17 protein-coding genes are annotated in these 16,377 nt (G+C 71.8%); 6 read left to right on the top strand and 11 right to left on the bottom strand.

Going from position 1 to position 16,377, the window contains the following annotated elements; translation table 11 throughout:
* Nucleotides 1–74 precede the first annotated feature (74 nt).
* Complete coding sequence (locus tag DEJ02_RS01985) at nucleotides 75–1,412, bottom strand: HRDC domain-containing protein (protein ID WP_258378644.1); 1,338 nt, start codon at nucleotides 1,410–1,412, stop codon at nucleotides 75–77.
* Nucleotides 1,409–1,990, bottom strand: a complete 582-nt coding sequence (locus tag DEJ02_RS01980) for a DUF3000 domain-containing protein (RefSeq protein ID WP_017886108.1) — start codon at nucleotides 1,988–1,990, stop codon at nucleotides 1,409–1,411. The genes DEJ02_RS01985 and DEJ02_RS01980 overlap by 4 nt, the downstream gene beginning before the upstream one ends.
* Nucleotides 1,991–2,013: 23 nt before the next feature.
* On the opposite strand from DEJ02_RS01980, the gene DEJ02_RS01975 reads away from it, so the two are divergent.
* Nucleotides 2,014–3,237 (top strand): alpha/beta fold hydrolase, encoded by a 1,224-nt coding sequence (locus DEJ02_RS01975; RefSeq protein ID WP_146249202.1) that lies wholly within the window; start codon nucleotides 2,014–2,016, stop codon nucleotides 3,235–3,237.
* Between the two features lie 72 nt (nucleotides 3,238–3,309).
* On the opposite strand, the gene DEJ02_RS01970 is transcribed toward DEJ02_RS01975, so the two are convergent.
* Entirely contained in the window at nucleotides 3,310–3,768 is a 459-nt protein-coding gene (locus DEJ02_RS01970; RefSeq protein ID WP_111031816.1) for a SufE family protein, read from the bottom strand.
* Nucleotides 3,765–4,676: a sulfurtransferase gene (locus tag DEJ02_RS01965; RefSeq protein WP_111031815.1), complete on the bottom strand. Its 912-nt coding sequence runs from the start codon at nucleotides 4,674–4,676 to the stop codon at nucleotides 3,765–3,767. The genes DEJ02_RS01970 and DEJ02_RS01965 overlap by 4 nt, the downstream gene beginning before the upstream one ends.
* A gap of 171 nt (nucleotides 4,677–4,847) precedes the next feature.
* On the opposite strand from DEJ02_RS01965, the gene zapE reads away from it, so the two are divergent.
* The gene (zapE, locus tag DEJ02_RS01960; protein ID WP_111031814.1) at nucleotides 4,848–5,870 is read left to right on the top strand and encodes a cell division protein ZapE; all 1,023 of its coding nucleotides are present in this window, start codon (nucleotides 4,848–4,850) and stop codon (nucleotides 5,868–5,870) included.
* 210 nt (nucleotides 5,871–6,080) lie between these two features.
* Complete coding sequence (locus tag DEJ02_RS01955; protein ID WP_110859596.1) at nucleotides 6,081–7,355, top strand: ammonium transporter; 1,275 nt, start codon at nucleotides 6,081–6,083, stop codon at nucleotides 7,353–7,355.
* A 188-nt stretch (nucleotides 7,356–7,543) separates the two neighbouring features.
* On the opposite strand, the gene DEJ02_RS01950 is transcribed toward DEJ02_RS01955, so the two are convergent.
* The gene (locus DEJ02_RS01950) at nucleotides 7,544–8,515 is read right to left on the bottom strand and encodes an aldo/keto reductase (RefSeq protein ID WP_071403939.1); all 972 of its coding nucleotides are present in this window, start codon (nucleotides 8,513–8,515) and stop codon (nucleotides 7,544–7,546) included.
* Between the two features lie 133 nt (nucleotides 8,516–8,648).
* Here DEJ02_RS01950 and DEJ02_RS01945 point away from each other — a divergent pair, with 133 nt between their 5' ends.
* Both DEJ02_RS01945 and DEJ02_RS01940 read left to right on the top strand, forming a co-directional pair.
* Nucleotides 8,649–9,041 carry a ChaB family protein gene (locus DEJ02_RS01945; protein WP_111031813.1) on the top strand — a complete coding sequence of 131 codons (393 nt, stop codon included), beginning with the start codon at nucleotides 8,649–8,651 and terminating at the stop codon, nucleotides 9,039–9,041.
* 67 nt (nucleotides 9,042–9,108) lie between these two features.
* Nucleotides 9,109–10,077 carry a beta-ketoacyl-ACP synthase III gene (locus DEJ02_RS01940; RefSeq protein ID WP_111022822.1) on the top strand — a complete coding sequence of 323 codons (969 nt, stop codon included), beginning with the start codon at nucleotides 9,109–9,111 and terminating at the stop codon, nucleotides 10,075–10,077.
* Between the two features lie 93 nt (nucleotides 10,078–10,170).
* Here DEJ02_RS01940 and DEJ02_RS01935 read toward each other — a convergent pair whose 3' ends face one another.
* A complete protein-coding gene (locus DEJ02_RS01935) occupies nucleotides 10,171–11,043 on the bottom strand; it encodes a hypothetical protein (RefSeq protein WP_181440250.1) in 873 nt (290 codons plus the stop codon).
* A 38-nt stretch (nucleotides 11,044–11,081) separates the two neighbouring features.
* Here DEJ02_RS01935 and DEJ02_RS01930 point away from each other — a divergent pair, with 38 nt between their 5' ends.
* Complete coding sequence (locus tag DEJ02_RS01930; protein WP_111031812.1) at nucleotides 11,082–11,729, top strand: hypothetical protein; 648 nt, start codon at nucleotides 11,082–11,084, stop codon at nucleotides 11,727–11,729.
* A 17-nt stretch (nucleotides 11,730–11,746) separates the two neighbouring features.
* Here DEJ02_RS01930 and DEJ02_RS01925 read toward each other — a convergent pair whose 3' ends face one another.
* The 5 genes from DEJ02_RS01925 to DEJ02_RS01905 form a co-directional block, all read right to left on the bottom strand.
* Complete coding sequence (locus DEJ02_RS01925) at nucleotides 11,747–12,667, bottom strand: hypothetical protein (RefSeq protein WP_111031811.1); 921 nt, start codon at nucleotides 12,665–12,667, stop codon at nucleotides 11,747–11,749.
* Between the two features lie 259 nt (nucleotides 12,668–12,926).
* The gene (gene fliW, locus DEJ02_RS01920) at nucleotides 12,927–13,295 is read right to left on the bottom strand and encodes a flagellar assembly protein FliW (protein ID WP_071403934.1); all 369 of its coding nucleotides are present in this window, start codon (nucleotides 13,293–13,295) and stop codon (nucleotides 12,927–12,929) included.
* A complete protein-coding gene (gene flgL, locus DEJ02_RS01915) occupies nucleotides 13,292–14,173 on the bottom strand; it encodes a flagellar hook-associated protein FlgL (RefSeq protein ID WP_111031810.1) in 882 nt (293 codons plus the stop codon). The genes fliW and flgL overlap by 4 nt, the downstream gene beginning before the upstream one ends.
* Nucleotides 14,174–14,175: 2 nt before the next feature.
* Nucleotides 14,176–15,603 carry a flagellar hook-associated protein FlgK gene (gene flgK / locus DEJ02_RS01910; RefSeq protein ID WP_111031809.1) on the bottom strand — a complete coding sequence of 476 codons (1,428 nt, stop codon included), beginning with the start codon at nucleotides 15,601–15,603 and terminating at the stop codon, nucleotides 14,176–14,178.
* 4 nt (nucleotides 15,604–15,607) lie between these two features.
* Nucleotides 15,608–16,093 (bottom strand): flagellar protein FlgN, encoded by a 486-nt coding sequence (locus tag DEJ02_RS01905; protein WP_071403931.1) that lies wholly within the window; start codon nucleotides 16,091–16,093, stop codon nucleotides 15,608–15,610.
* Between the last annotated feature and the right edge of the window lie 284 nt (nucleotides 16,094–16,377).

Genomic DNA, 16,377 nt, shown 5'->3' with positions numbered 1-16,377 from the left:
GGCCGGGCCTCGCCCGGCGACCCTCCCGACGCTATGCCCCCAGCCTGGGCGGCCGCATGCCGGTTGGGCAGTTCCTACGACTCGTCGTCGTCCGTCGCCGCGGGCCGCTGTGCAGCAGCGACAAAGGCCGACGCGATGATCGACGCGAGTTCCTCGACCTGCCACGGGCGGGCGTCGTGCTCGGCGAGGGCTGCGCCGACCAGCTCGGTCGAGACCGGCGACGGCGGGGCCCACGACACGAGCCGGAGTGTCTCCGGCGTGAGCAGGTTCTCGAGGGGGATGTCGAGCTCCTCGGCACGCTTCGTCACCGCGGCGCGCGCGGCCTTGTACCGGCGGTCGGCGGCCGGGTTGCGGTCCGCCCAGGCGCGGGGCGGGGGCAGCGTCGCCTCGCCGGCACCGCGGAGACGGGGGAGGTCCTCGGTGGTGCGACCTTCCTCGACGGCGGCCCACCAGCGGTCGAGCTCGGAACGGCTGGCGCGGCCAGTGAACGTCTTCAGCGCACCGAGTTCGGCGCGGGACTCGGGTGCAGCGGCAGCGGCGGCGACGATCGCCGAGTCGGGGATCGTGCGCCCGGGGGCGATGTCCGCCTGGCGGGCGTACTCGTCACGGGCGAGCCAGAGCGACCGCGCGATCGCCAGTGCTCGCGCACCACGGAGCGCGTGCATGCCGGACAGGCGACGCCAGGGCTCGGCACGGGCGGGCTTCGGCGCACGGTGCAGGACCGCGTCGAACTCCTCCTGGGCGATCCGGGTCTTGCCGGCCTCGTCGAGCTTCTCGGCGAGGGCGTCGCGGAGGTCGGGCAGCAGCTCGACGTCGAGCGACGCGTACACGAGCCACGACTGCGGCAGGGGACGGGTCGACCAGTCGGCGGCCGAGTGCGCCTTGGCCAGGGTGATGCCGAGCAGCTGCTCGACGACGGCGCCGAGGCCGACGCGGGGGAACCCGGCGATCCGGGCGCCGAGCTCGGTGTCGAAGATCCGCGTCGGGACGAGGCCGACCTCCTGCAGGCACGGCAGGTCCTGCGAGGCGGCGTGGAACAGCCACTCCTCGTCGACGATGGCGGCCTGCAGCTCCGAGAAGTCACCGATCGGGATCGGGTCGAACAGGAACGCTCCGGCACCGCGGCGGAACACCTGGATCAGGTACGCGCGCTGCGAGTAGCGGTACCCGCTGGCGCGCTCGGCGTCGACCGCGACGGGGCCGTCGCCGGCGGCGATGGCGGCGACCGCCTCGAGGTAGTCCTCGCGGGTGTCGATGACCTTGACGGCGTCGTGCGACGCCTCGAAGGCGGGGCCGGCGGCGGCAGCAGTCGGGCCGACGGCGGCGGCCGGAGCAGTCGAACCGGCAGCCGTGGCTGCGGGCGCAGCCGGGCCGGTCGATCCAGCGGCGTCCTGGGGAGCGGGGTCGGTCACTTGGCGAGCCTCCTCGGGGCCAGCAGGGTCACGCCGTCCGATGCGGGAGGCAGACCGGCGAGCATGGCGACGATGTCCTGCCAGGCCCGGACGTGTGCGGTGAGGTCGTCGCCGCGTGGTGTCCACGACGCGCGGAGTTCCAGCTGGGCGCCGTCGCCCTGTGCGGCGAGGTCACCGTACCCGCGCGAGATGATCTTGGTGGCCGTGCCCGAGGCGTGGTCGTACGTCGCACCGTGCGACTCGAGCGCGTCGACGAGCCAGCTCCACGTGACGTCGGCGACGAACTCGTCGACGCCGATCTCCGGCTCGAGCGGCGCCTGGGCGAAGGAGACGACACGGAACGCGCCGCCCCAGCCCTCGGGTTCTTCCGGGTCGTACAGGGCGATGAACCGTCCGGTGCCCAGGTCCGACTCCACCCCGTGCGCGGTGCCGGACACGTCCGCCGCCAGGGCGATCGAGAACGGTGCGATCCGGGTCGGGGAGGGGATCTCGGTGACGGTGGTCTCGGCACGGCCGCTGCCGCCGGACACGAACGCGCGGAGCCGCGCGAAGGCGTCGGGCTCTCGGGTTTCGGACACACATGCAGACTAGGCTCCGGGCCATGTCCCGATCCGCGCGACCCGCCGAGGACGTCGTCCAGGAGACCGCTCGATCGGCCGGGTTCATCGCACTCGGCGCCGGTCTGGCAGCTGCCGCGGTGGGGACGGCCGTCATCGGTGGCTTCGTCGCCGCCGTCGCCCGCGCCGTCGTCACCCCGGACCGCAAGCGCAACGAACGCGTCCCGATCCACGCCGTCGACCCGGTCCGGAAGACCGTCACGATCGAGCGCACGGCCGACACCGAGCTGCGGGGCCGCTACTCGCTCTGGTTCGGCGGCGGCACCGGCCACATGCGCGTCGGCGAGGTCCTCGGCACGACCGACACCACCGTCACGCGCCGCATCATCGCGATCGACGCCGGCGATCCGACCGCTGCACGTCGCGGACGCTGGGGCGGCTGGTTCTACCTGACCCCGGGCGAGCTCGACGTGCCCGTCGAGGACGTCGACATCCCCACGCCGAACGGCCCGGCTCCCGCGTGGGTCGTCCGTGCCGACGACCCGGCAGCGCCGTGGGCCGTCCTGGTGCACGGCCGTGGCGTCACGCGTGCCGAGACGATCCGCGCCGTCCCCGTCTTCCGCGCCGCCGGGTACTCGGTGGTGCTCGCCTCGTGGCGGAACGACGGTGTCGCCCCGCCGAGCGTCGACGGCCGCTACGGCCTCGGCAGCACCGAGTGGGAGGACGTCGACTCCGTCCTCCGCTGGCTCACCGCGCAGGACGCCCAGAGCGTCGTGCTCATGGGCTGGTCGATGGGCGGCGCGGTCGTGCTGCAGACCCTGCTCCGCTCGCGCTTCGCCGGCCTGGTCGACGGGGTGGTCCTCGAGTCCCCGGTGGTCGACTGGCACGCCGTCCTGAAGTCGCAGAGCCAGCTCCTGCGTCTGCCGCGTCCGGTCCGCAAGGTCGCGCAGCGGCTGCTCCGCACGCCCGTGCTGCACCGGCTCGCCGGGCTCCAGCAGCCCGTCGACCTGCGTGAGCTCGACATGGTCACGCGCTCCGACGAGCTCACGGTGCCGATCCTGCTGCTGCACAGCGACGACGACGGGTTCGTGCCGTCCTCGGCCTCGCACGACCTGGCCCGCGCACGGCCCGACCTGGTGCGGCTCGAGATCCAGACCACGGCCCGGCACACCAAGCTCTGGAACCACGACGCCGACTGGTTCGACGCCCGGATCCTCGCGTGGCTGACCGAGGTGGTCCAGCGGCGCGGGGCGGCCAGCGCGCGGTAGACGCGACCGAAGGGCGGACGGGAGGCGCGGTGCCAGCTGGCACCGCGCCTCCCGTCCGTCAACGGGTCGCGTCTACGCGACCGCCGCCTGCACCTGACGCTGCACGCGGCCGAGCATGCCCACCATGCCGCGGATCCGCAGTGGGCTGACCGCCTCGGACAGGCCGATGGTCAGCGGGTAGTCCGTCGGGACGGCGAGCACCTGCTCGACGGTCAGGCCGGACAGTCCCTGCGCCAGGATCGAGGCGAAGCCGCGGGTGGTCGGCGCCTCGCGCGGGGCGGTGGCGTGCATCCGGACCACCTCGGGGGCGTCGCCGTCCTCGCCCACCGTCACGGTGATGAAGACGGGGGACTGGCACTCCTCGACGCGTTCGAGCTCGTCCTCGTGCCCCAGCAGGCGTTCGGGCAGCGCAGGCAGCTCGTTCGAGAACTCGAGCAGGAGCTGCAGGCGGTCCTTCTGGCCCAGGGCGAGGAAGTCGTCGCGGATCTCGGCGAGGGTGGCGGGGAGTGGTGCGTCGGTGCTGTCGTTCATCGGTTCGGAACAGTACCCGGCTCGGATCCCTGCACGATGGGGACGCGGACGGCGCTGCCCCACTCGGTCCACGAGCCGTCGTAGTTGCGGACGTTGTCGTAGCCGAGCAGGTGCTGCAGGACGAACCAGGTGTGGCTCGAGCGCTCACCGATGCGGCAGTAGGCGATGACCTCGTCGGCGTCTCCGATGCCGGCGCCGTCGCGGTAGACGGCGTCGAGCTCGTCGCGCGTCTTGAAGGTGCCGTCGGGATCGGCGGCCGTCGCCCAGGGGATGTTCACGGCGGTGGGGACGTGGCCGCCGCGCAGCGCGCCCTCTTCCGGGTAGTCGGGCGCGGTCGTGCGCTCCCCGCTGTACTCCGGGGCGCTGCGGACGTCGATGAGCGGCTTGCCGAGGTGCGCGAGCACGTCGTCCTTGAAGGCGCGGACGGGCTCGTCGTGGCGCTCGACGACGGGGTACTCGACGGGCGTGACCGGGGTCTCGTCGGTGGTCAGTGCACGGTCCTCGGCGATCCACTTGCCGCGACCGCCGTCGAGCAGGCGCACGTCCTCGTGGCCGAACAGGGTGAACACCCAGAGGGCGTACGCCGCCCACCAGTTGTTCTTGTCGCCGTAGATCACGACGGTGGTGTCGCGGCCGATGCCCTTGCCGCCGAGGAGCTCGGCGAACGCGGCGCCGTCGATGTAGTCGCGCTGCACCGGGTCGTTGAGGTCGGTGTGCCAGTCGATCTTCACGGCGCCCGGGATGTGCCCCGTCTCGTAGAGCAGGACGTCCTCGTCGGACTCGACGACCACCAGGTCGGGCGCGCCGGCCTCGGCGTCGAGTTGCTCCTGCAGCCACTCGGTGGAGACGAGGCGCTCCGGGTGCGCGTAGGCGGCGAACTTCTCGGACGGGTCGACCGGTGCGGTCATCGGGGGTACCTCCAGGGGTGCGGGGGAGCGTGGTGCGGAGCGAGCGTGGTGCGGGGCGGGCTTGGTGCCCGGGTGCGTGCTGCCGGCGCCGGACTAGGATCGGGCGTCGGTGCCTGTGGGCAACGGTACGCGGACGTGCCGTGCTCCTGACGCAACGTGACACCCCACGACATGCTTCCCGGAAGGGTTCCCCGATTGCCCGCTCACCTCGTCGACCGTGATCCCCAGGTGACGCCGCAGCAGATGGCTGCGGCGCTCGTGCCCCCGCCGCAGTTCACGGACGCGTCGTTCGACTCGTACCGGCCGGACCCGGACTACGACTCGCAGGCCTCGGTCCGCGATGCCGTCGCCGCGTTCGTGGCCGCCGGTCCGACCGAGTCCCCGCGGCGCGGACTGTTCGGGCGTCGGAAGCAGGCGGCGGAACCCGCGGCGAAGTCCGGTGTGTACCTGGACGGCGGGTTCGGTGTCGGCAAGACCCACCTGCTCGCAGCCGCATACCACGCGGCCACCGGCCGGAAGACGTTCGGCACGTTCATCGAGTACACCGCGCTCGTGGGCGCCCTGGGGTTCCAGGGGACCGTCGACCTGCTCCGCGGCACCGCACTGGTGTGCATCGACGAGTTCGAGCTCGACGACCCGGGCGACACGATGGTGATGACCCGGCTCATCAAGGAACTGACCGAGACCGGCACCCGCTTCGCCGCGACGTCGAACACGCCCCCGGGAGCCCTGGGCGAGGGACGCTTCGCCGCGCAGGACTTCCTGCGCGAGATCCAGGCCATGTCGGACCGCTTCGACACCATGCGCATCGACGGCCTCGACTACCGCCGCCGTGCCGTGGACGAGTCGGCGCAGGTGGTGTCCGACGTGCCCGCCGCGCTGCCGGCCGGCACCGTGACGCTCGACGACTTCGGCGCAGTGGTCGCGCACCTGGGTTCCGTGCACCCCTCGAAGTACGTCGCGCTGGTCGAGGACCTCGACGCCGTCGGGCTCACCGACGTCCGGGCGTTCACCGACCAGACCGACGCGCTGCGCTGGGTCGCCCTGGTGGACCGGCTGTACGACGCGCAGGTGCGCATCGTCGCGTCGGGCACGCCGCTCGACCAGGTGTACCCCGACGTGATGCTCGAGGGCGGGTACCGCAAGAAGTACCTGCGTGCGGCGTCCCGCGTGGTGGCGCTCACCCGCGCCTGAGCGTCGCTCGCCGTCAGACCGATCTGTCCACGGCGGTCTCCTGCCCCTCGCGCAGGGGACATCGGGCCGCTGGAAACACGACGTTTACAAACGGCGCGGTCGCGTTACATCCGCGAAACAGTTCGTGCTCCCTCGTGAAACCTCGCCTCGCCAGACTCTGTGACACCCGAGGCGGTCCAAGAGCCGCTCGTGCAATCGAGAGGTGAGCAGATGCTTGATCAGGGCAACACGACGTTCGTGTTGGTGATGGCTGCGCTGGTGTTGTTCATGACACCCGGCCTGGCCTTCTTCTACGGCGGCTTGGTGAAGGCCAAGTCCGTCATCTCCATGATGATGATGTCGTTCGGTGCGATCGCGCTCGTGAGCGTGCTCTGGGTGGTCTACGGCTACGCGATCGCCTTCGCCAACCACGGCGACGGCACGGCGGTCTCCGGCGTGGTCGGGTTCTTCAGCATCGACTGGAACCAGATCGGCCTCGGCCAGGCCTTCGAGGAAGCGCAGTCCTCGAACATCCAGGCGGCGTACCCGTCGATGGCCTTCGTCGGGTTCCAGGCGACGTTCGCGATCATCACCGTCGCGCTCATCTCCGGCGCCATCGCCGACCGTGCCAAGTTCGGCGCGTGGATGGTCTTCGCCGGCGTCTGGGTCACGGTCGTCTACTTCCCGGTCGCCTCGTGGGTCTTCAACCTGACCTCCGGCTGGGCCGCCACGTGGGGCGTCATCGACTTCGCCGGTGGCACCGCGGTGCACATCAACGCCGGTGCAGCGGGTCTCGCCCTGGCGATCGTGCTCGGCAAGCGCGTCGGCTTCGCCAAGGGCGCGCACAAGCCGCACAACCCGCCCTTCGTCCTGCTCGGTGCCGCCATCCTGTGGTTCGGCTGGTTCGGCTTCAACGCCGGCTCCGAGGGCGCTGCTGACGGCATCGCCGCGATCGCCTGGGTGAACACCCTCGCCGCCCCGGCCGCCGCCATCCTCGGCTGGCTGCTCATCGAGAAGCTCAAGGACGGCAAGGCGACCTCCGTCGGAGCCGCCTCGGGCGCCGTCACCGGCCTCGTCGCGATCACCCCGGCCTGTGCCGCGCTGACCCCGGGCTGGGGCATCCTGCTCGGCTTCCTCGCCGGCATCGTCTGCTGCTTCGCGATCGACTGGAAGTACCGTCTCGGCTTCGACGACTCGCTCGACGTGGTCGGCGTCCACCTGGTCGGCGGCATCTTCGGCACGCTGTTCCTCGGCTTCTTCGCCAACGACACCGGCCTGATCTACTCGGGCTCGTTCGAGCAGCTCGGCAAGCAGGCCGCAGCGGCCCTCGCCGTCGGCGTCTACTCGTTCGTGCTCGCCCTGGTCATCGGGTTCGCCATCGAGAAGACGATGGGCTTCCGCGTCAAGACCGAGGACGAGGTCGCCGGCATCGACACCGCGGTCCACGGCGAAGAGGGCTACGTCCTCTACGAGCAGACCGACGACAGCCCGGTCAGCGTCCGCTAGTCACCAGGCACCACCCGCACGACGACGGGCCCCGCGCACACAGCAGCGCGGGGCCCGTCGTCGTTCCGTTGGTCGCGTTCTCGACGTGACCACGGCCGGGAGGCGCGGTGCGGGTCCGGCCCGCACCGCGCCTCCAGGCAGATGGTCGCATCAGCGACCCGTTGGTTCCGTTGGTTCCGTTGGTTCGATCACCAGGCGTAGTCCTCCGGCGACGTCTCGTGCCCCGGGAAGATCTCGTCGAGACGGTCCAGCGCACGCTGGTCGAGGCGGATGTCGACGGCACGGACCGCGGACTCCCACTGCTCCATCGTGCGGGGGCCGGTGATCGGCGCCGTGACGCCGGGCTGGTGCAGCAGCCAGGCGAGGGCCAGCTCGCCGGGCGTGTGGCCGAGCTCCTTCGCGAACGACTCGTACGACTGCAGCTGGTCGCGGTGCGCGTCGACGTACTCGGCGCTGCGGCCGGAGAGCCGACGGGAGCCGTTCTCGGTCTTCTCGATGACGCCGCCGAGCAGGCCGCCCTGCAGCGGCGACCAGGGGATCACGCCGAGGCCGTACGCGCGGGCGGCGGGCAGGACCTCGCGCTCGACGTCGCGGACCACGAGGTTGTAGATCGACTGCTCGCTGACCAGGCCGAAGGTGTTCCGGCGCTTCGCTGCCTCCTGCGCCTGGGCGATGTGCCACCCGGCGAAGTTCGACGAGCCGACGTACAGGACCTTGCCCTGCTGCACGGCGACGTCGATCGCCTGCCAGATCTCGTCCCACGGCGTCGCACGGTCGACGTGGTGGAACTGGTACAGGTCGATGTGGTCGGTCTGCAGCCGCTGCAGGCTCGCGTCGAGCGACTGCCGGATGTTCAGGGCGCTGAGCTTGCCGCCGTTCGGCCAGTCGGTCATCTCGCCGTAGACCTTCGTGGCGAGGACCGTCTTCTCGCGGCGACCGCCACCCTTGGCGAACCACCGTCCGATGATCTCCTCGGTGGCACCCTTGCCCACCGAGCCGCCGTAGCCGTTGGCGGTGTCGAAGAAGTTGACGCCGAGCTCGTGGGCCCGGTCCATGATCGCGTGCGAGTCGTCCTCGCTGGTCTCCGGGCCGAAGTTCATCGTGCCGAGCACGGCGCGGGAGACGGACAGACCGGTGCGACCGAGGTGTGTGTAGTCCATGAGACGGGTCTACTCGTGACGCGCTGGTGGCGCCAGGCCCTGGGAGTACCGGTCGGCGCTTGGCGCTGGTTGGTGCTTGGTGCTCGTTGTGCTGGTCGGAGTAGTCAGGGAGGACCACTCGAGAGGAGCAGCCATGCCAGCCAAGGACGAGATCCCCAGCACCCTGCAGCGGTCCCCGGAGCACGCGCAGGAGATCTTCGAGAAGACACTGGACTCGGCGAACGAGACGTACGGCCCGGGTGAGCGGGCGCACCGCACGGCCTTCGCCGCCGTGAAGCACGAGTACGAGAAGGTCGGCGACCACTGGGAGGAGAAGGATTCCTCCGGGCCGTCCGACTCCGGTGCCGCCGGCTCCCGCGGTTCCGGGAAGACCGAGGGGGGTGTCGACGCGAACGCCTCGAAGGCGCACCTGATGGACGTCGCGAAGCGGCTCGACGTCAGCGGCCGCTCGAAGATGACGAAGGACGAGCTGGTCGAGGCGATCGGCAAGGCGAACGACCGGGCGACCGCTGCCGCGCGGAAGTGACCGTCGCGCGTGCCGTGCATGCCCCGCTCGGCATGCGGCGGTGGGGTGAGGGGGTAACGTGCCGACGATGAACATCCCAGCACTCCGCGGCAGCCGGATCCTCGGGTTCGGACACCACCAGCCCGAACGCGTCCTGACCAACGACGAGCTCTCAACGATGGTCGACACGAACGACGAGTGGATCCGCACCCGCACCGGGATCCAGACGCGTCGGATCGCCGGTCCCGACGACACCGTCACGTCGATGGCCATCGAGGCTGGGCGCCGTGCCCTCGCCGACGCCGGGGTGTCGCCCTCGGCCGTCGGGCTCGTCATCGTCGCCTCCACCACCCACCAGGACCGCGCCCCGTACACGGCAGGCCGCGTCGCCGCTGCTCTGGGCATGACGAACGGCCCGGCACCGATCGACATCAACACCGCGTGCAGCGGGTTCGAGTACGCGCTCGGGCTCGCCGACCAGTCCATCCGCACCGGTTCGGCCGACGTCGCGCTCGTCATCGGGTCCGAGGTGCTGTCGGGGATCGCCGACTGGACCGACCGGTCGACGTGCGTGCTCGTCGGTGACGGGGCCGGTGCCGCCGTGCTCGGGGTCGCCGAGACGCCCGAGATCGGCCCGGTGTCGTGGGGGAGCGTGCCGCACCTGCTCGACGCCGTGCGTGTCGAAGGGTCGCCGGGGCGCTTCAACCAGGAGGGCCGCTCGATCTACCGATGGGCCATCACCGAGGCCGAGGGGCACGCCCGCAAGGTCGTCGAGGCCGCCGGACTCACGATGGACGACATCGAGGTGTTCGCGTTCCACCAGGCGAACCTGCGGATCATCGAGCCGCTCGTCACCGCGCTCGGTGGGGAATCGAAGTTCGTCATCCGCGACGTCGTCGAGTCCGGGAACACCTCGGCCGCGAGTGTGCCGCTCGGCCTGTCGAAGGCGTGGGAGCGTGGCGACCTGCCGGAGGGTGTGCCGGCCCTGCTGTTCGGGTTCGGTGGCGGGTTCGCCCACGCCGGCCAGGTCGTGACGACGCCGGTGCGGTCCTTCTAGGCGAAGCTGCACGAAGGGCCCGGGCTCGGCTGCTGAGCATCCGTGCCCGGGCCCTGCTCGGTCGTCGCGCCGGGCCGTTCTCGGTCGTCCTGGCTAACGCTTCGAGCGGGGGTCGTCCTGGCCCGGCTCGGTCCAGAGGTCCTGGTCCTTGCCCGCACCGCGCTTCCACGGCAGGGCTCGCCGGGTCTTCTCGGCAGCCGGGGTGACCGTCAACACGATCGGGAACTCCGCCGGCGGCATACCGAACCCGGTCCGCGACGCCTGGATCACCTTGCGCCCGAGGGCGTGGTTCCCCAGACCGCCGACGGCCGCTCCGATGCCGAACGGGAGCGCGCGGCCGAGGACCGAACCGCCCTGCCGGATGGCGAAGCGCTTGATGAACTGGTCACGGACCTGTCCGCCGATGCCGTTGACGACCTGCTTCGGCAGCGAGGACGTCACCATCTCGCCCCAGAACGCCGTCCGGGCCTGACCGCCGGCGGCCTGTCCGGCGAGCTGCTTGATGAGCTGCGTGCCCGGTGCGCCGAGGATCATCGCCATCACCAGCGTGCGGGCGCGCTCCGGGTCGTCCAGCGCGATGCCGTGGACCTCGGTCACCGACTGTGCGAACAGCGCGGTGGTCTCCAGGAACCCGACCGTCTCGGCGCCGCTCAGTCCGAGCGCAGCGGCCATCCCGACGCCGGGGATCACCGCGCTCGCGCCGACCGCGGCGCCACCGGTCGTGACCGCGGCCAGGTACTGCCGCTCGAGGATCTGGATCACCTCGGCGGGGGTCGCGTCGGGCTTGCGGCGACGGATCGCGTTGACGTGCGCGACCACGACGGGGCGCTGCACACTGATGACCCGATCGAGCCACTTGGCCCAGCCCGAGGGCTGGACCTGCTGCGTTCGGTGGTCGGACGTGGTGGGGGAGACCGGTGCGGTCGGCAGGGGCACGATCGACTGGTCCTTCGGGGCGCGGGCCATGCGCTCACCGTACGCCGCACACGTGAGAGGCTCGCTGAATGGACACCGACCCCGCGCAGCGAGCCCTCGACGACGCCCGTCGTGCGGCCGGGTTCCTGACCGTCCGGCAGGTGGCCGCCCTCGCACCCGAGGTCCGGGTGCTCGATCCGGCGTCCGTTCTGATCGGGGTGGGCGTGTCGGTCCTGCCCGGCGTGGTGCTGTACCCGTCCACGACGCTCGAGACCCGTCACGGTGGGGCGATCACGCTGGCTACCGGTGCCCGCTTGGGCCCCGGACCCGTGACCGTCGTGGCGTCTGCGGCGACCGTGTACATCGGGGAGGGCGCCGAACTCGGCCCGGGCCCCGTCACCGTCGTCGCGGACGGGTCCGACGTCGTGATCGGCGGTCGGGCTCGCCTGACGGCCGGATGTCTCGTCGAGGGGCCGGCGCGGATCGGTGTGGGCGCGCAGGTGCTCGGGCCGGTGTCCGTGCGCGACGTCGAGCTCGAGGACGGCGGCGACCACCGCGAACCCGACCCGGACCACGGCGGCGGCGTGGTGAAGGGCACCGGGCCGGTCCGTGGGGTGCGCGTGCGGCTCGGCGAGGTCGTGGTCGGTGGGGCAGTGGACATCGGGGCGTCGTCCGCTCGGCCGCGGATCGAGCGTCAGCGCACGTACCACCCGGATGCGCCACGGCGCCCGCGCTGATTGTCCGGCACGCACCCTCAGCACGGGACACCCGCACGCCGGAGGGCGGCCCGCACCCGGTCGGGGTGCATCAGGTCGGCCCACGAGAGCCGCACGACCGCCCGGACCTCGGGGAACGACCGGATGAAGTCCTCACGCCGCTTCTCGCGCCAGTGCACGTCCGCGGTGGAGCGCCCGTCGAGCAGCACCGGGTCCTCGTACTTCGCGCGGCCGTCGACCTCGACCACGACGCCCTGGTCCGGGAACCAGAAGTCCACGACCGCCGTGGCCGATCCGGCCCGGGCGAACACGTGCTGCTGCACCGGCTCCGGTACCCCGAGCTCCCGGAAGCGCACGCGGCACACCGACTCCGCCGGTGACCCCGACAGCGCCGACCCCATCCCCACCGCGATCCCCGCCTTGGTCCGAGCGAAGGCCAGCGATGCGTGTTCTGCGTCCAGCGCCTCACGGTCGGCGAGCCGACGGGAGAGCACGGCATCGACGACGGGGAGTGCTTCGAGCAAGGAGCGTGTCGCAGCGACGTCGATGGCGGTCCTCGCGGCCGTCGTCGTGGGGGTCGCCTGCTGATCGACGAGGACTGCGGGCGCTCGCCCCTGTGCACCGTGCCGGACGAACCACGCCGTGACACGGGTGTGCGTCGTGGTCGGATCGGCGAGGTGCACCTTGGGTGGGGCGGTCCCGATCAACGGGAGTCCGAGGACCGCGCAGGCAGACTGGTGTGAGACGACATCGGTCGCGCGGAGTCGGTGTGCCGAGGCCCGGACGAGCACGTGGTGCTGCTCACCGGGGTGCATCCCGTCGAGTGCATCCGGGCGGACGAGGACGCCGGGGCGGAGGCGTTCGTACCGTCCCCGTTGGACATCGCGCTCGAGCGCGCGGCGTTCAGCGGAGGTCGCACCCGTCGTGCGGATCAGTTCGACGTCGTTCGCTCTGGACATGCCACCAGGCTCGCCGAAGATCGTGGTCCAGCTCCCGCCGTAGTCCGATCTGTGGAGAGACGGGCGGCGACGACGACCTGTGCAGGACTGACCAGCTGCAAGGCGCGTGCATCTTCCGACGATCCACGCGTCGAACGACTCGTGTCTTGTCGTCACATGCACACGCAGCCTCTGCGTGCACATCTTCCGACGATCCACGCCGAGAACGACTGGTGGAATGTCGCAGAACGGGTGTGAAGCAGCCGCGCCCGACCGCCACCTACACCCGCGCGAGCTCCGCCCGCAGCGGCAGGTCCTGCTCCTCGAGGATGACCTGCGCGCCCACGGCCGTCCGGGCGTTCACGACGATCGGCGCGAGCAGGTTCACCGTGGTGCCGGACGCGCCGGGGTTCGCGACCACGAGCAGCATCGCGTCGGCGGGGTCGGTCAGCCCGAGCCCGGCGGCCTGCTCGTCGGTGAGCTCCGGCGCGTACGACGGCAGGTGCACCGCTGCGTCGAGCAGGAACAGCCGTGCGTCGTCGCCGACGAGCGTGAACAGCCCCTCGGCGCCCTCGACCGGCGAGAGCTCGAAGGCCGCGGCGGGAGCGAGCCCGAACGGCGGGACGGCGAAGGTCAGGGAGATGCTCATCGGAGGTAGTCCATCAGGGTCGGCTGCAGGACCTTCGCGGTGACCGCGAGGGCTGCCTGGTAGTTGGTCTGCTGCACCTGCAGGTCGAGGACGGCCTTGGCGAGGTCGACGTCCTCGATGTCGGCGCGGCGGCTCTCGAGCGACACGGCCGCGGACTTCAGCGAGTCCTGCGCCGTGAGCGCGGCGGCGTGCCGGATCCCGACGTCGGCCTGGGCGCCGCGGACGGTCCCGAGTGCGCCGTCCACGTCGTTGATCCGAGCGTTCACGTTCACCCCGTTCTGCAGGTCGTTGACGATGGAGTCGATCATGGCGAACACCGAGTCGTCACCGGACCCGAAGACCGCGGTGCCGGCGGTGTCGACGCGCACGGTCGTGCCGTCACCGATCCGCCGGGACACGTCGGTGCCGGCGGCCGCCCAGCCCGTGGCGGGGTCGTAGGCAGCAGCGGCGGTCGAGGATCCCGCGAACACCGAGCGGGTGCCGTAGGTGGTGTTGGCCCGCGCTTCGAGGTCCGCCTTGAGCGACCGGAACTGCGTGACGAAGGCGTCGCGGTTCGTGTCGCTCATGGTGCCGGAGTTCGCGGCCTGCACGGTGAGGTCGCGAACGCTGTTGAGCACCGAGTAGACGCTCGACAGCGCGCTGTCGGTGGTCGCGAGCCAGGCTGCGGCGTCGTTCGCGTTCCGCGAGTACTGCGCCGCGGCGGCCTGCTCCTTGCGCACCTGCATCGACGAAGCGGTGCCGACCGGGTCGTCCGAGGGCTTCTGGATCGCACGCAGCGTCGTGGCCTGGTCGGTGAGCTCGGCGACCCGCGCGGCCCCGGCCTGCAGCCGGGCCGACGCAGCCGCCATCGACATCTGGGTGGTCACACGGGTGATCACGATCAGCCCCTCCCGACGAGTCCGACGCGGTTGATGATGGTGTCGAGCATCTCGTCGACCGCGGTCAGGACGCGCGCCGCGCCCTGGTACGCGTGCTGGTAGCTCAGCAGGTTGACGTTCTCCTCGTCGAGGTCGACGCCGGCGCTCGACTGCTGCTGGGTGCGTGCGTTGGTGAGCGCGAGTCCGGTCATGGTGGATTCCGACGTCGCCGACCTGGAGGCGGTGCCCACCCCCGCCACGAACGTCGCCCAGACCTGGTCGGCACCGTCCGACGACGCCCCGAGTCGCGCGAGCGCGTCGGCGAACGAGTCGTCGAGTTCCCCCGCCGCGTTCCGCGTCGCCAGCCCACTGGCGTCCGTGGGGACGACGCCGAGTGCCTGGGCGGCGGGGACGCCGGCCGCCAGGGAGAAGAACGGTGCACCGGTGGTGCCGGACGGGGTGGTCCCGGCGGCGTGCACGGCGTTCACGGTGGTGGCGAGCCGCGTGGCCACGGCGTCGTAGGACGCGGAGGCCACGGCGAGTGCGCCGCCGGTACCGGTGCCGGTGCCGGACGCCGGCGCGAGGACCGCGAGGGCTCCGCCGATCGAGCCGCCGCTCAGCCCGACCGCCCCGGCCGTGCCGGTGGTCCAGGTCAGGGTGACCGCGGTGCCGTCGGCGAGACACTCGCCGCCGCCGAGGGCGACCGAGCGGGCGTCGGTGCCCTGCACGAGCGGGTTGCCGCCGAGGAGCACGTCGACCGTGCCGTCGGCGTTCGTCCGGGTGGTTCCGCCGGCGAGCGTGGCGATCTGCTGCGTGAGCTGGTCGCGCTGGTCGAGGAGCTCGTTGGCGGTGCCGCCCGAGGCGAGCGCGGTGCGGATCCGGCCGTTCAGGTCGGCGACCTGCTCCGCGGCGCCGTTCAGCTGGGCGACCTGCCCGGTCAGGGTGCCGCGCACCGAGGACCACTGCGCGTCGACGGCCTTCGAGCCGGCGGCCAGCGCGGAGACGACGGTACCGGCGGCCCCGAGCACGGCGCTGGCGGCACCCGGGTCGTCGGGGTGGCTGGCGAGCTCGCTCCAGGACGACCAGAACGCGTCGAGCTTGGCGCTCAGGCCGTCCTTGCCGGGCTCGTGCAACCCGGTCTCGAGGGCGGACAGCGCCGTGGCGCGGGCATCGGCGTAGGCCGACGAACCGGCGGCGACGCGGACGCCGGCGTCGAGCGTCAGGGACGCCAGGCGGGCGATGCCGTCGACCGAGACGCCCTGGCCGGCGAGGGCCGCGGTGCCCCGCATGAACCCGGTCTGGGTCGCGGGGATCGAGTTCTGCGTGACGCGCTGTCGCGTGTACCCGGCGGTGCCGGCGTTCGCGATGTTCTGGCCGGTGACGTCGATGCCGGCACGGGCGGCGGCGAGGCCCGAGTACGCGGTCGCGAGGGATCCGAAGGTGCTGACCACGGTGCTACAGCGTCCCCTCGAACAGGCGGGCGCCGTCCTGGCCTGCGCCGGACGTGCCACTGGCGTCGTAGGTGGCGGCACCGGTGACGGTCCCCGCCAGGGTCTCCTCGGTGGCCTGGGCGGCGGCACGGAGGAACCGGTCGTTCTCGTCGCGCAGGGCGCCGATCTGGGTGGTCAGCTCGACCATCGCGGTGAGGTGCGACGACAGGATCTCGCCCCACGGCCCGTTCGGCGCCGCGGCGACGACGTCGCGCAGGGGAGCGTCGGCGGGGACGCCCCACTCCTCGGCGACCTCGGCGCTCTGTGCGGCGCGTTCGAGGCCGGTGCTGCGGAGCCGGTCGAGGACCTGCTCGACCTCGCGGCTGGCGTGCGACACCCAGCGGGAGCGGCCCGCGGTGAGCAGGAGCTGCTCCTCCTCGAGCTTGAAGGTGAGCAGTTCGAGCAGCTCGCGTTCGCGCCAGAGCACGGCGGACAGGTCGTTCACGCTCATCAGCTCCTCCCAGGTGGTGGTTCGTCGGGGTGGCCCCCGGTCCGTCATCCTGCGGACACCGGGACCTATCGACTCGGTGACCGCGACCGTAAGCCCCGGCGACCGAGTGCCGTCACCCGTACTCGTCGACGCTGTGACCCGATGACCCCCGTCGGGGGACAAGAACGAGCGTTCCCGACCCCGAGTCCCCCCAAATGCCGACCGGAAACGGGGCCTGACACCCCCGCACTGGGGACGGTTGTGCACCTGTTCAGCGCATTGCCAGCCGATACATTCAGAACGCA

Origin of the sequence: Curtobacterium sp. MCLR17_042 (assembly GCF_003234695.1) — a bacterium.
GTDB classification, from domain to species: domain Bacteria; phylum Actinomycetota; class Actinomycetes; order Actinomycetales; family Microbacteriaceae; genus Curtobacterium; species Curtobacterium flaccumfaciens.
Note: the sequence above shows the minus strand (reverse complement) of the source record. Positions and strands in the feature narration are given on the sequence as shown.

Coding starts and splice junctions, on each gene's coding strand:
- DEJ02_RS01935 (WP_181440250.1), bottom strand. CDS start 11,043: ATGGCCCGCGCCCCGAAGGACCAGTCGATCGTGCCCCTGCCGACCGCA.
- fliW (WP_071403934.1), bottom strand. CDS start 13,295: ATGAGCATCTCCCTGACCTTCGCCGTCCCGCCGTTCGGGCTCGCTCCC.
- DEJ02_RS01975 (WP_146249202.1), top strand. CDS start 2,014: ATGTCCCGATCCGCGCGACCCGCCGAGGACGTCGTCCAGGAGACCGCT.
- DEJ02_RS01965 (WP_111031815.1), bottom strand. CDS start 4,676: ATGACCGCACCGGTCGACCCGTCCGAGAAGTTCGCCGCCTACGCGCAC.
- DEJ02_RS01925 (WP_111031811.1), bottom strand. CDS start 12,667: ATGTCCAGAGCGAACGACGTCGAACTGATCCGCACGACGGGTGCGACC.
- DEJ02_RS01945 (WP_111031813.1), top strand. CDS start 8,649: ATGCCAGCCAAGGACGAGATCCCCAGCACCCTGCAGCGGTCCCCGGAG.
- DEJ02_RS01905 (WP_071403931.1), bottom strand. CDS start 16,093: ATGAGCGTGAACGACCTGTCCGCCGTGCTCTGGCGCGAACGCGAGCTG.
- DEJ02_RS01950 (WP_071403939.1), bottom strand. CDS start 8,515: ATGGACTACACACACCTCGGTCGCACCGGTCTGTCCGTCTCCCGCGCC.
- DEJ02_RS01970 (WP_111031816.1), bottom strand. CDS start 3,768: ATGAACGACAGCACCGACGCACCACTCCCCGCCACCCTCGCCGAGATC.
- zapE (WP_111031814.1), top strand. CDS start 4,848: ATGCTTCCCGGAAGGGTTCCCCGATTGCCCGCTCACCTCGTCGACCGT.
- DEJ02_RS01955 (WP_110859596.1), top strand. CDS start 6,081: ATGCTTGATCAGGGCAACACGACGTTCGTGTTGGTGATGGCTGCGCTG.
- DEJ02_RS01940 (WP_111022822.1), top strand. CDS start 9,109: ATGAACATCCCAGCACTCCGCGGCAGCCGGATCCTCGGGTTCGGACAC.
- DEJ02_RS01930 (WP_111031812.1), top strand. CDS start 11,082: ATGGACACCGACCCCGCGCAGCGAGCCCTCGACGACGCCCGTCGTGCG.